Origin of the sequence: Paenibacillus sp. FSL A5-0031 (assembly GCF_001956295.1) — a bacterium.
Taxonomy (GTDB): Bacteria; Bacillota; Bacilli; order Paenibacillales; family Paenibacillaceae; genus Pristimantibacillus.
Genome location: NZ_MRTD01000007.1, coordinates 88,226 through 101,855, shown reverse-complemented (window position 1 = coordinate 101,855; position 13,630 = coordinate 88,226). Strand labels below are relative to the sequence as shown.

Here is a 13,630-nt window from a genome sequence, read left to right as displayed (position 1 = left end):
CTCACCCCACTTCCAATGCTTGGACAATCTGTTCCATCTGCATGCCGCGTGAACCTTTTATGAGCACGATGTCCGTTGGCTGCATTTGCTCCCTCAGCCACAGCGTCAGCTCATTTTTATCTTCGAAATGTTTAATCACATCATTCGCGCCTGCGTTAGGAAATTGCGACTTCACGCCCTCAGCAATATGTTTTGCCAAAGGTCCGAAGGTAAGAACCGCATCCGCCTTGCTTGGCGTTATATATGCACCTACTTCAAAATGAAGCGTCTGCTCCTCTGGCCCGAGCTCTAGCATATCGCCAAGCACGATCCATTTGCGGCTATAGCCGTCCAGTTGCTCTACCAGATCTATCGCCGCGCGAACGGCAGTCGGATTAGCATTATAAGCATCGTTTAATAACATAGTGCCATTAAACGCGCGAACAGGCTGAATGCGCATGCCTGTCAGCTTAAGATGGCTTAGACCTTCAACAATTTTTGCAGCTGGAACTCCAAAGAAGCGGCCAATCGCTATTGCAGCGAGCGCATTGCTGACATTATGCTGCCCTGGAACAGGAATTCGAACAGTTCCGAGACCACTGGCAGTTCCATTATAAATAGCAGTGAAGGTCGTCGCTTCCGATTCAATGCTGATGTCAGATGCTGACCATTCATTCTGCTTCGATAAACCAAATGTACGGCGAACAATGCCTGCTGGAAGTATTGAACGCTCAATCTCTGCTTCAAGAAGTGGTTCATCGCCATTGTATAGCAGTAAACCATCCTCGCTGAGCCCGAGTGCTATTTCAAGCTTTGCCTTCGCAATACCGGCTCTTGAGCCGAGCTGGAGCATATGCGCGTCACCGATATTTGTAATAATAGCGGCATCAGGCTGTGCGATCTTGGTCAGCAGCTCGATCTCGCCGAAGCCGCTCATTCCCATCTCGAGCACAGCTACTTCCGTGTCCTCTTCAAGCCTCAGCACCGTCAGAGGCAAGCCGATATGATTGTTCAAATTCCCTTCCGTCTTAAGCACTTTATAAGAAGTGCCGAGAATAGCAGCTGCCATATCCTTTGTCGTTGTTTTGCCATTGCTGCCTGTAATGCCAACAACACGAGTGACAAGTTCACTCCGATAAGCTGTTGCTAGGCGCTGTAATGCAACCAGCGTATCCCCAACAATAAGAAGCGGCACTCCCTCTAGAGATGCTGGAACCTCGCGGCCTTTCTGCCAAAGCGCAGCAACCGCTCCATTTGCAATAGCTTGCTCCAAATAGGCATGCCCGTCAAAATGCTCGCCTACGATCGGAACGAACAACTGGCCCGCAGCAGCCTGCCGCGAGTCAGTTGTTACTCCTGTTATGTTAAGCTCTGCATGATTTCCATTCCATCTAGCGCCGCTCATTTCGGCAATTTGTTTAATAGTACGTTTAATCACTGTATGATTCCCCTTATCGCTGCTTTCGCTACTTTTCGATCGTCAAATGGATATTTGACTCCGTTAATATCTTGGTAGGTTTCATGACCTTTCCCCGCAATCAATACTACATCGCCGAGGCTTGCCATTTCAACCGCTTTTTCAATTGCTTCCTTGCGATCAACGATTAATGTATAAAATGAAGGATCAATCCTGCTGCTTATTAATCCAGCTTCAATATCCTTTAATATGGACTCAGGCGGCTCCGAACGTGGGTTATCCGATGTTATGATAGCGTAATCCGCGTATTTCACTGCAATATTCCCCATTAGCGGCCGCTTGGAGCGATCACGGTCACCGCCGCAGCCAAATACACATATAATCCGATTTTCTGCAAATTGTTGAATCGCTCTGAGTACATTTTCAAGCCCATCAGGTGTGTGGGCATAATCTACAATTACCGCAAAATCCTGTCCCGCATTAACCGCTTCAACCCGTCCGGGTACGCCGGGAATTTTGCTTAGACTGTGTGCAATCGCCTCTAGCTCCACGCCTTCAAGTAGTACAGCGCTTATGGCGGCAAGCGCGTTGTATACGTTGAACTTCCCAGCCATTTGCAATGTGATGTCTTGCTCGCCTCTGAATGTGTCAACATGAAAGGTCGTACCCTGTGCAGTTATTCGAATATTCGTTGCACGCACGTCTGCCTCTTTATCAATAGCATAGGTGATAACCTCTGCCGCTGTGAGCTCGGCATACTCTGCGGATAAAGAATCGTCTGCGTTAAGAACCGCATATGATCTTTCGTTTTCCGCAGATGCATACACATTGCCAAGTCGCGAGAAGAACAATCCCTTTACCGCGGCGTATCGACTCATCGTTTCATGATAATCCAAGTGGTCCTGCGTCAAATTAGTAAATACTGCCGTTCGGAATCTGCAGCCCTTCACCCGTCCTTGTTCAAGGGCATGAGAGGACACTTCAATTGCACAATATTGCGTGCCCGCATCACGCATCTCCCCGAGATAGCTTTGAAGCTGCAGTGTTTGAGGCGTCGTACTGGTCATAGGGAACGATTTTCCCGCATATCGACGTTCAATCGTACCGATCACGCCGGTAGGCTTACTCTGGTCATTTAGAATTTGCTCTATCAAATAAGTTGTTGTCGTCTTCCCATTCGTCCCCGTTACACCGATAAGCTTCAGGGTTTGACTAGGATGTCTATAATAATAATTAGCAATTACAGCCATGGCAAGGCGGCAATCTCGTACAATAATTTGCGGCACCAACAGATCCAGCTTTCGTTCCGCTATTAGTGCTGCTGCTCCGGCGGCAACCGCCTCCGAAGCAAACGCGTGACCATCAACCGTGTGCCCTCTCAAACAAATAAACAATTGCCCCTCAATTACGCTTCGTGAATCCGTCTCAATGCCAGTCAGTTCCGTTTCCCCATCGCCTATCAGCCGTGAGGCTATAAGCAATTCCGCAACATCCTTTAATCGCATCTGCCCAGCTCCTCCCTTAAGCGCCGGCGGACAAACTCCCCCCGCCTGCTGCACCCTCGTTAACTACCATTATAGTCAATGCGAGTGGGATATATTATCTTCTTCTCCCAAATAGATCCGAATCGTTGATCCGCGATCTACACGGGTTCCAGCAGCTGGAGCTTGGCGTATGACCGTTTTCCCAGAACCTGCGGAAGTCAGATTAAAATTCATATTCATATCCTCATACAAATCCGACACTGTTTTGCCAATCAAGTTCGGAACTGTAACAATAGGTGTTTCTCCATACTTATAAATACGGTCAATCTGCTTCTCACGAGCCGGAACTTCCAGAATGGCGAGCGCGTCCTCCAGCATATTGCGAACGATCGGCGCTGCAACGACTCCGCCGAACTGAATCCCTTGCGGATTATCAACCGCTACATAAATGACGATCTTCGGATCATCTGCCGGAGCAAAGCCAACAAAAGATACAATATGCTCATTAGGGGAATAACGTCCGTTAATAACCTTTTGAGCAGTACCCGTCTTGCCGCCTACGCGATACCCATCAATAAAGGCATTGCGGCCTGTTCCTTTGGCTACGACGCTCTCAAGCGCTTCACGCACCTGCTTGGACGTTTCCTCCGAAATAACCTTTCTAACCGCAACCGATTCTACCGTTTCTACGGTCGCTCCCGTCTCCGGGTTTATCCATGCTTTTGCTACATGGGGTTTATACAGCGTTCCGCCGTTAATTGCTGCGGAAACAGCTGTTATTTGCTGAATTGGTGTAACGGAGACCCCTTGACCAAAAGCCGTAGTGGCAAGTTCCACCGGACCGACCTGACTAAGCTTGAATAAGATCCCATTTTCTTCGCCGCCAATATCGATGCCCGTTTTCGTCCCGAAGCCAAAGTTCTTAATGTAATCAAATAGTTTGTCCTTGCCCAGCCTCTGACCAAGCGTTACAAAGCCGGGGTTACAGGAGTTTTCAACAACCTCAAGGAAAGTCTGACTGCCATGTCCGCCTTTTTTCCAGCAGCGAAGTCTAGCACCGCCCACCTCAATAGCGCCTGGATCAAAAAAACGTTCGTTTTTCAAATCAACCTTTTTTTCTTCAAGGGCTGCAGCAAGCGTAATTATTTTAAAGGTAGAGCCTGGTTCGTATGTCATCCAAATAGGAAGATTTCGATTATAAACCTCAGTTGGAACCTCTCGATACTTGTCTGGCTCGTAAGTAGGTCTGCTCGCCATGCCTAAAATTTCACCGTTATTCGGATCCATCGCAATCGCGATTATACCATTAGGCTGTAAATTCGTCATCGCTTGATCAAGCTCACGTTCCATAACCGTCTGAATTTGCTTATCGATCGTAAGCTGCATCGTAAGCCCGTCCTTAGGTTCCACGTAGGTGTCCGAAGAATTAGGCATTTGTCTGCCCGCTGCATCTGACAAGAAGGATACGCTGCCTCCGATACCGCTTAACTCTGTATTATATTTTGCTTCTACTCCGGTTAAGCCTTGATTGTCGATCCCCGTAAAACCTAGCACATGCGCCGCTAAACTGCCGAAGGGATAAAATCGTTTGTTGTCTTCAGCTACAACGATGCCATCAAGACCCAGCTCACGTATTTGTTCAGCTTTATCAATCGTAATTTTTCGCCCGCCTGGGCCAAGCTTAACGATCAACGCTCGTGTTTTAATTTTTTTATAGAGCGTTTCTTGCGACATGTCGAGCAAAGGGGCAAGCGCTGCTGCTGCAGCCTGTTGATCCTTGATTTGGACAGGAATCGCATACACGGTAGGTGAGCTTACGTTGTAGGCGAGCTGAATACCGTTGCGATCAACGATTTCACCTCGCTTGGCTACGTATGGGATGTTGCGTCTCCATGAATCCTCTGCTTTATCCGCCAGCTGCTCACCTTGCCATAGTTGTACAAAGCTAAGTCTCACACATAATGCTAGGAATGACACCCCGGCAAGTATGAGCACGATAAATAAACGTCGCCTAACCGTTACATTAGATACCTTCACCGCTTGTTCCCCCTCCGCTTGACTGTTTCGAAAGGAGCGCTCAATTGCGCTCATTCCCAGATTATTCGGGACAAGCGGACGATAGAACAAGCTTTAAGCAACATCGTATTAGTTCCTTGAAAATTCGGTATATGGATCACTCAGGAGCAGCGTTCCCATTACTGCTTGTATTGGAATTAGCAGCCTGATCCCCATTTGAAGTTGTCTGACTATCGGTAGTTCCACCGCTCGTGCCAGCTTCACCTTCTTTACCGGTCTCACTACCCTTATCGCCGCCGTCTTTCGCATCAGGGTTTGTTTCCGCATTGCCGGATTGGCCTTCTTTGCCTGTCGGAGGAGCAAGTACAACTTTGAGCACTCTTACTTTATTCAATGTCTCTTCCTTCTGAGATACAACAAACCCTTGCCCCTCCGGAATGAGCCGAATGCCGATAAGAGAGGTTAATTCAAGAGCATCCCGCAGCGAAACCCCAGTCAGATCAGGGATAGCCAGCTTTTCACGCTGCTCTGTTATTAAATATATTCGCTGCGTCGGGTGTACGGCTGAACCTGGAGCAGGTATTTGCTGCAGCACCGTTTTACCATTTCCGATTAAATCAAATGTCATGGCCTTCGCTGTTAATTCTGCTTTCGCTTGTTGCACTTTAAGCTCTGTTAAATCTGGAACCGTTATTGTCGCTTCCTTCTTCGAGTTTGCAGAACCAGCCGGATAGTTAGGCGCTACTCCCATTTTTCGCAAGCTTTTGAGAACGATTTGTTTAAAAGCTGGAGCAGCGATCTTTCCTCCTGATGCAAAAGTAGTATTCGGCTCATCTACGACGACATAAACGACGATTTTCGGATTATCAACCGGCGCATAGCCAATAAACGAAACAACATATTTGGAATCGGAATAGCCGCTTTTTCCATTAACCGTAGTAACCTTTTGGGCTGTTCCAGTTTTACCTGCTACACGGTAACCCTCGATATAAGCGTTTTTACCGGAGCCTTTATCCTGATCCGATACAACCTGCTCCAAATACTCACCGACTTTTTTAGAGGTTTCCTCTGATATCACTTGACGAACCATCTTCGGTTCGAAAGTCGTCGTCGTTTTGGTCGACGGATCTGTCATGCTTTTTACGATTTGTGGTTGAAACAGCTTTCCGCCGTTAGCTACTGCCGCGACAGCTGCAACCTGTTGTATAGGCGTAACCGTAACTACCCCTTGTCCAAAGGTAGCATTCGCAATCTCACTCGGGTATTTAAAGTTAATCGTACCGCTTAGCTCATTCCCAAGCTTAATGCCTGTTTTTTGTCCAAATCCAAAATTCGTGTAATATTCTCTCAGCTTCTGTTCCCCTAGTCTCTCATAACCAAGCTTGACGAAGGCAACGTTACTTGAATATTTCAAGCCATCCAAAAATGAAATGGTTCCCCATCCCTCTCGCTTAATATCACGGATTGGATTAGGTACACCTTTCAGTTTAATTTGACCTGATTTGTATAATTCATCTGGATTAAACAAACCTTCTTCAACCGCTGAAGCCAGCGTTACAATTTTGAAGGTTGAGCCGGGCTCATATAAAGACTTAATCGCATGATTGTAAGAGTTCGAGTTGTTTTTCCAATATTCATTCGGATTATATTGCGGCATGTTTGCCATGGCCAATATTTCCATCGTATTTGGATCAGCCGCAATTGCTGTAGCACTCTTAGGAGAATAGGTTTTCATAATTTCCTGCAGCGCTTCCTCCACATAATGCTGAATTTCGTTATCGATCGTCAGCTGTACATATTGTCCATCTTTGGCTGGTTTGTAGTCTACTTCACCCTCCGTGAGCTGAACGCGTTTTCCGTCCTTCTCATACTTGATATAGCCGTCCTCGCCAGAGAGCTGCTCATTGAACGAAGCTTCAACGCCAGTCATGGCGACTCCCTCTTTATCCAAATAACCGACAAGCTGTGCAGCTAGAGAATTTTTAGGATAATACCGTTTTAAATTTTCTTGCAAATCGATGCCGACGCTATATACCTCCTTTTCTTTGGCTAAATCTTCACGGAACTGTTTAATTTTATCGGCATGTGCTTTGTCAATTTGCCAGCCTCCGCTTCGCACCTCCCGATATACATAGAAATTCCCGTCCTCTTTTTTGGCAGTTACATTTTTTCGGAGCTCTTCCTTAGAAGTGCCAAGGATGTCATGCAAACCATTTATAATTTCTTCTGTAAGTTTCTCATCGTTAATCAGCTTCGGATTTAACGTCACATTATAAGCGATCGTATCCATTGCCAGAACACTCCCGTTACGATCGGCGATCGTGCCACGCTTGGCCAGCATCTTTTCTTCTGTTGACCATCTTTCTTTTGCAAGTCCATACCATTTGGCGCCTTCTACTACTTGCACAATATAAATTCGGCTTATTAAAACAAGAAAAAGGAGGGTCATTACCCCTCCAAACAATAGTGTCCGCAATCTAATTCTTTTTTTCATCATCGCTCACCCTATTCACTCATTGCTGATTTTATCGCGTCGTCACCTGTATTTACGGTAATTCCACTCTCAATAGAGCTAACCATCCCTTGGGTCTCTGCAAGCTTACGTATACGTTCTGAATCACTGAGCATCTCTACTTGTTTCTTCAAGTCTTCCATCTCTACATTCATCGTCTGGTATTCGCTATTCAACTTTTTAATTTCGAGGCTCATGTCATAGATTTGCGCGTAGCGTAAAATAATGACACCAGCAACTACAACGCACATTAATACAGTAAACATATACAACAACTTCTCCTGAACCGGTAAGGATTTACGAGTTTTAACAAGCCGCTTCGTTTCCTTGATAACCGGTTGCTGATCCTGCTTTCGCTTAGGCTGCAGCGCTAAATTGCCATTCACATACGCCAATTCAAATCCCCCTCTTACAATTTTTCTGCAACTCTAAGCTTTGCCGACCTTGCACGCGGGTTGAGCTCTAGCTCTCTCTCTGAAGGTACGATCGGCTTACGATTGACTAATTTCACTTTCCCAGCATTGCCGCATACACATAACGGAAAATCGGGCGGGCATGTACATTTCTCCACAAACTTTGCAAACAATTGCTTGCATATACGATCTTCAAGCGAATGAAAAGTGATCACCGATGCTCTGCCGCCAGGGGCTAAACAGCGAATCGTTTGCTCCAAAGCTTCTTCTTCTGCTCCTAGCTCATCGTTTACTGCGATACGAAGCGCTTGGAAGGAGCGTTTGGCGGGATGTCCGCCTGTGCGCCTAGTTGCAGCAGGAATCGATATTTTTATCAATTCAGCTAATTCACCAGTCTTCTCAATGGGCGCCTTTTCTCGTGCCTTCACAATATTTCTAGCGATGGACCGAGCGAATTTCTCTTCACCATAACGATCCAAAATGCGGGATATATCACGTTCGTCCCAAGTATTGACGATTTCATGAGCGGTTAGATCACCCTCGCGATCCATGCGCATGTCGAGCGGGGCATCATGGTTATAGCTGAAGCCGCGCTCAGCTTCGTCTAACTGCGGACTGGATACGCCAAGGTCGAACAATATGCCATCGACTTGCGGAACGCCATCCAGCATAGGAACGTTGCAATTTCTGAGCTCCTGCTCCAAATCGCGGAAGTTGCTTCTTACGAGTGTAACCTTATCTAAATAAGGAGCAAGCCTAACACGAGCATTTTCCAGCGCCCAGTCATCCTGATCGAAAGCGATTAACCGTCCTCCTTCGCCTAACCGGGAGGCTATTAATTCGCTGTGACCTGCACCCCCAAGCGTACAATCGACGTAGATGCCATCTGGCTTAATAGCCAAACCATCAACCGCTTCTTCTAAAAGTACTGTAATATGCTGAAACACGCCTAAGCCCTCCATTCTTGTTGTCTATTCTAGAAGTTGAAATCGAAATCAACGAGCTTTTCGGCGATTTCGTTAAAGGTTTGTTCGGATTGTTCGTAATAACCGTCCCAAGTCTGCTTGCTCCAAATTTCCACGCGACTAGAAACGCCGAGCACCATGCAATCCTTGTCCAGCTTCGCATATTCGCGAAGATGGCTAGGTATATTTACCCTTCCCTGTTTATCCAGCTCACATTCGGTTGCTCCGGAAAAGAAAAACCGGGTAAATGCACGCGCATCTGATTTCATAAGAGGCAATGTTTTCAGCTTTTGCTCCAAAACGGTCCACTCACTCATGGGATATACGAATAAGCAATTATCTAATCCACGGGTTGCAATAAAAGAGGCTCCAAGCGATTCGCGGAATTTCGAAGGTATGATGATTCGGCCTTTCTCATCAATGCTATGTTGATATTCACCCATAAACATGACTTTGAACCACCCCTTCCCCTATTTCCACCACTTTGCCCCACTTTTCCCCACCTAGTAACAGTAGTTCGCCACCTAAAATAAAAATCCTGCTCAGTGAGCAGGATTTTCTAAAATATTTCACACTATTAAAGATTATTAATCATTACAGCGTTGGCGGCTGCTCTTCTTCAGGCTTGGATGGCTTCGGCGCCGTCTCTTTCCTTCTTCGATAAAACCAAATGATTGGGATTAAAATAACAGCCAATATAGCTAATACAGGCAATGCACCTGCTAAAATAACTAACAATAGATTAATGGCGTCCCAAACTACTTTCGTGCTGTTAACTAGCGAGTCCGACATCCTGCCGCCTAAATGTGGTTTTTCGATACTTTTATTTTTTAGTGTTTGATTCGTTTGGTACATGCGCAGCTCCACCGTCGAGAAAGCTACATTATTATCCAAATAGCGAACTCTTCCTTTGATTCGTTCAATTTCCTCCTGCACATCTGAGAGCTGCTGTGAAAACTTTAACAGATCATCAGCCTTTGTCGCTTTATCCATCATGGCAAGCAGTCTAGCTTCAACAAGCTGCTTCGCCTTCAACCTTGATTCAAGATCTACATATTCCTCAGATACGTCCTTGCCGCCGATATTGCGTTCAAATTCATTATGTTTAATTTGCTCAATCCGATCAATGAACGACATAAACCCTGCAGCGGGAACTTTAATCGTATAGCTTGATCCAATTTCACCCTCGTGCTTCGTATCTTGAAATTGCAAAAGATAACCGCCGCTTTGATGAATGGCATTGCGCAGCGAGGTTGCTGCAGAAGCTAGATCATCCACCTGCATACTTAAATTCGCTGTATAAATAATTTTCTGGTTGAATCCATCCGAGCCGATCGCCAGCTGAGCATCTATTCCCCCGCCTGATGCTTTGCTCTCGCCCGATCCCTCAGCAGTCGCTTCTTCCGCTTTAGCGGCATTGTCATTCAAGGTATAGCTCATCTCAGTTTCTACATTTCTAGAAGCTGTTGATGATAACATCTGTTCAGAAGCCGAGTTTTTAGAGCTGCTCGTATCCCCATCTGAGGAAGCGCATCCAACAAGCAGAACAACCAGAGAAACAATTGAAATAAATGCAAATATCCCTTTTTTATGTCTATACAAGAAAATACCCCCTTGCTTTTATTTACCTTTAGACGCAATCTGGGAATAAAAGGTTACAACTTTGTCCATCAAAATCCGAACATCAGCCCGATCTAATCATCGATGTAATCGTATCAATTGCTTCTTTTATTTCCACATAAAAAAAAGCCGCGATTGCTCGCGGCTTCTTCAATGCTCTATTCTGTTTCTTTCCAGCTGTCCAAATATGCCGATTGCTCCGCAGTCAGCTGATCAATGCCAAAGCCTAGAGATTGCAGCTTCAGTCTCGCTACCTGCTCATCGAGCTCATAAGGAACATTGACCACTTTGCTGCCAATCGCTTTGTACTGCTCATTTACATATTTTAGTGCAACAGCTTGCAGTGCAAACGTCATATCCATAATTTCTGCAGGATGACCATCGCCAGCAGCCAAATTAACAAGGCGGCCTTCGGCCAGCAAGTAAATACTGCGTCCATCCTCCAGCTTATATTCTTCGATGTTGCGGCGAACGGTCCGTACACTTGAAGATAATGCTGCAAGTTCTGGTTTGTTCGCTTCGACGTCAAAGTGACCTGCGTTGGAAATGATCGCACCGTCCTTCATCACCTTGTAGTGCTCTCCGCGAATAACATCGCGATTCCCGGTAACCGTTACGAAAAACTCGCCAACCTTAGCCGCTTCGATCATCGGCATTACCGCGAAACCGTCCATATAAGCTTCGACCGCTTTAATCGCATCAATCTCAGTAACGACAACATTTGCGCCAAGACCTTTCGCACGCATGGCTACACCTTTTCCGCACCAGCCATAACCGACAACAACGACAGTCTTGCCCGCAACCATCAAATTCGTTGTGCGATTAATACCGTCCCACACGGATTGCCCTGTACCGTAGCGGTTATCAAAAAGATGCTTGCAATATGCATCGTTAACAGCGACCATAGGGAATTTCAGTGATCCGTCTTTCTCCATCGCTTTCAATCGTATAATGCCAGTCGTTGTTTCTTCCGCGCCGCCGCGCAGATTCTCGCCAAACTCTGGATGCTCCGAATTTAGAATCGTTGCAAGATCGCCGCCATCATCAATAATAAGATCAGGCTTCCACTCCAGCGCTTTAATATTAAGTGCCTTAAATTCCTCAGCACTTGGATTATATTTGGCAAATACAGTAATGCCATCCTCAACGAGAGCGGCACAAACATCATCTTGTGTTGATAACGGGTTGCTGCCTGTTATAGTAACATCAGCACCGCCCGCTTTAACAACCTTAGCCAAATAAGCGGTTTTCGCTTCCAAATGAAGAGCGATTGTAACTTTTAATCCTTTAAAAGGCTGTTCCTTCTCAAATTGCTCGCGAATCGTATTCAATACCGGCATATGCGCAGCTACCCAATCAATTTTCAAACGGCCTTCAGGTGCCAATGATAGATCGGCTACGATGCTTTTATTTGCTGTACTCATTCCATTTGCCTCCTCATATTTCATAAATAAACGATTTCATGTCCACCAGTACGGCTAAATGGCGCTTCAAGCAGCTTATCGAGCCAAATCAGGCTGTAACGATTCCAATAGGCTGCCATATTAAGTACTCGCTCTTGCGGCTTGTTCTGCGGGTTAATCGACAGATGGATACGATCAAGTTGACGTGTGGATGCTTCAAATTGTTTGTTGAAGGCATCTACCGTTTTTGAGCCCATGTAATTGATTTGCTCTACTATTTTTTGCAAATTCGTATCCCCTAGCTTAGAGAGCGATGGTTGAACGGAAGTTGCAAGCTCAAGAAGCGGTTTATATAGCTGCTCAAACGTATCTCTTGCTTCGGCAAACTGCTGTTCAATGGACAAGCCATCTTGTGCCTTCAGCCATTTCCCTTTGCTCTCTTCGAAATGTTCCATTACATCCTCAAAGGAAAGCTCATACTTATCCATGTGCTTGGCAACTGTTCCTTCAATTAAAGTATAAGACATACGCGGCACGATAATGGGCATTTCCATATTCAGCGTGCGGAATGCTTCTCCAGTTAAAGCCCAATAGGCAATTTCCCCAGGACCAAGCACAGTCGCAAGAACAGGGAATAAATAATCCTGCATAAGCGGCCGCGTCAGAACGTTATTGCTAAGCTGCTGCGGCTGCTCGTCAGCGATCCGAAGTAGCTGTTCCTCCGTTAGCGACAATTGCTCTTTACGGTCTTGGAATTTTCCATCCTTCTTGTGAAGAAGCGTTCTTTCTTCCCCGTTATCCGAATTAAAGAGAAAAAGATTCGAGCTGCCAGCCGTCACATCCGCCTGAAGGCTGTAACCAAGCTCTCTCACCTTATCTGCCGCAGCAGCATAAGCATTCTCTAATTCATCGTTCTTCTCAATCAGCTTCCTGAACATAGGCGCTTCTATACGACGGATATCCTCATGATCGCCATCCATTAATACTAAGCCGTGTTTCCCGAATAAATGACTCAAAATCATTGCAAAAAAATCTGATAATGATTTGGCCTGCTTCGACATTTGGCGCAATTCCTCTAGCATCACAGGTTTAAACTCTGAATGCGGAAGCGATTGTTCAAGCTCAGCAAGCAGCTCTTCCCATGTTTCAGCTGTAATCATCGTGCGGCTTACAGCTGTACGCGCACCTTCAGGACGCGTAACTGACAACTTGCGAAGCTCCTGCTCCGTTGTAATAACGTAGGCATGGTTCGCCTCATCCCAGTCATGATCTTCACCGGCTACCCAAAATACAGGAACAACCGTCCGCCCTAGCTGCTCACTTGCAGCTCTGGCAGCACCTATGATCGATACCGCTTTATGTATAACAAGCAGCGGACCTGTCCATAAACCAGCTTGCTGACCTCCAACCACGACCGGAGCCCCCTCTGCCATCGCAGAAATGGAAGCAAAAACTTCTGGATCAGCGTTAATCGCTTCATTGTAAGCACGAAGCGCTCGAGCTACTTGAGCTGCATCAGCTCTAACCTCTCCGCTTTGCTCCAAACGATTAAAGCGTTTTACCCAATCTTGATCAATTCCCGCATGATAGCCATATAAAGCTTCAATGCGGTCATCGTTTTGATGTATATAAGCCTCTGTCAAAGGCTGTGCAATAGGCAATGCATAAGTATCTGTTCTCATAGCGCAGCCCGTAACCTCCCGCTTAATAGTCGTTAGCACGACTTCATATTGTGAAACTGAACATTTTAATTGTACACAATGGTGAAGCCGTCCGTCAAAACAAAAACACCTCTGCTCGGGAGAGGCGTTTAGCAATTTA

10 protein-coding genes are annotated in these 13,630 nt (G+C 46.1%); all 10 read right to left on the bottom strand.

Annotation, left to right across the window (positions count from 1 at the left end):
- Position 1: 1 nt before the first annotated feature.
- On the bottom strand, positions 2–1,417 hold the full coding sequence (locus tag BK120_RS14110; protein ID WP_076268157.1) for a UDP-N-acetylmuramoyl-tripeptide--D-alanyl-D-alanine ligase: 1,416 nt from the start codon (positions 1,415–1,417) through the stop codon (positions 2–4).
- Positions 1,414–2,901, bottom strand: a complete 1,488-nt coding sequence (locus BK120_RS14105) for a UDP-N-acetylmuramoyl-L-alanyl-D-glutamate--2,6-diaminopimelate ligase (protein WP_076268156.1) — start codon at positions 2,899–2,901, stop codon at positions 1,414–1,416. Before BK120_RS14105 ends, BK120_RS14110 begins: the two co-directional genes overlap by 4 nt.
- Positions 2,902–2,976: 75 nt before the next feature.
- Positions 2,977–4,917: a stage V sporulation protein D gene (locus BK120_RS14100; protein ID WP_076268155.1), complete on the bottom strand. Its 1,941-nt coding sequence runs from the start codon at positions 4,915–4,917 to the stop codon at positions 2,977–2,979.
- Between the two features lie 136 nt (positions 4,918–5,053).
- Positions 5,054–7,345, bottom strand: coding sequence for a penicillin-binding transpeptidase domain-containing protein (locus BK120_RS14095; protein WP_256710891.1), 2,292 nt, complete (start codon positions 7,343–7,345; stop codon positions 5,054–5,056).
- Positions 7,346–7,401: 56 nt separating this feature from the next.
- Positions 7,402–7,794, bottom strand: coding sequence for a cell division protein FtsL (gene ftsL, locus BK120_RS14090; protein ID WP_256710903.1), 393 nt, complete (start codon positions 7,792–7,794; stop codon positions 7,402–7,404).
- A 23-nt stretch (positions 7,795–7,817) separates the two neighbouring features.
- Entirely contained in the window at positions 7,818–8,768 is a 951-nt protein-coding gene (gene rsmH / locus BK120_RS14085) for a 16S rRNA (cytosine(1402)-N(4))-methyltransferase RsmH (RefSeq protein WP_179089802.1), read from the bottom strand.
- A 29-nt stretch (positions 8,769–8,797) separates the two neighbouring features.
- The gene (mraZ, locus tag BK120_RS14080) at positions 8,798–9,235 is read right to left on the bottom strand and encodes a division/cell wall cluster transcriptional repressor MraZ (RefSeq protein ID WP_076268151.1); all 438 of its coding nucleotides are present in this window, start codon (positions 9,233–9,235) and stop codon (positions 8,798–8,800) included.
- Between the two features lie 145 nt (positions 9,236–9,380).
- On the bottom strand, positions 9,381–10,388 hold the full coding sequence (locus BK120_RS14075) for a DUF4349 domain-containing protein (RefSeq protein ID WP_076268150.1): 1,008 nt from the start codon (positions 10,386–10,388) through the stop codon (positions 9,381–9,383).
- 176 nt (positions 10,389–10,564) lie between these two features.
- Complete coding sequence (locus BK120_RS14070; protein WP_076268149.1) at positions 10,565–11,830, bottom strand: adenosylhomocysteinase; 1,266 nt, start codon at positions 11,828–11,830, stop codon at positions 10,565–10,567.
- A gap of 20 nt (positions 11,831–11,850) precedes the next feature.
- Positions 11,851–13,491, bottom strand: a complete 1,641-nt coding sequence (bshC, locus tag BK120_RS14065) for a bacillithiol biosynthesis cysteine-adding enzyme BshC (protein WP_076268148.1) — start codon at positions 13,489–13,491, stop codon at positions 11,851–11,853.
- Positions 13,492–13,630 lie beyond the last annotated feature (139 nt).

What these genes read in the sequence shown, in the direction of transcription:
- BK120_RS14105 (WP_076268156.1), bottom strand. Translation starts at nt 2,901, where the DNA reads ATGCGATTAAAGGATGTTGCGGAATTGCTTATAGCCTCACGGCTGATA.
- BK120_RS14095 (WP_256710891.1), bottom strand. Translation starts at nt 7,345, where the DNA reads ATGACCCTCCTTTTTCTTGTTTTAATAAGCCGAATTTATATTGTGCAA.
- mraZ (WP_076268151.1), bottom strand. Translation starts at nt 9,235, where the DNA reads ATGTTTATGGGTGAATATCAACATAGCATTGATGAGAAAGGCCGAATC.
- BK120_RS14070 (WP_076268149.1), bottom strand. Translation starts at nt 11,830, where the DNA reads ATGAGTACAGCAAATAAAAGCATCGTAGCCGATCTATCATTGGCACCT.
- bshC (WP_076268148.1), bottom strand. Translation starts at nt 13,491, where the DNA reads ATGAGAACAGATACTTATGCATTGCCTATTGCACAGCCTTTGACAGAG.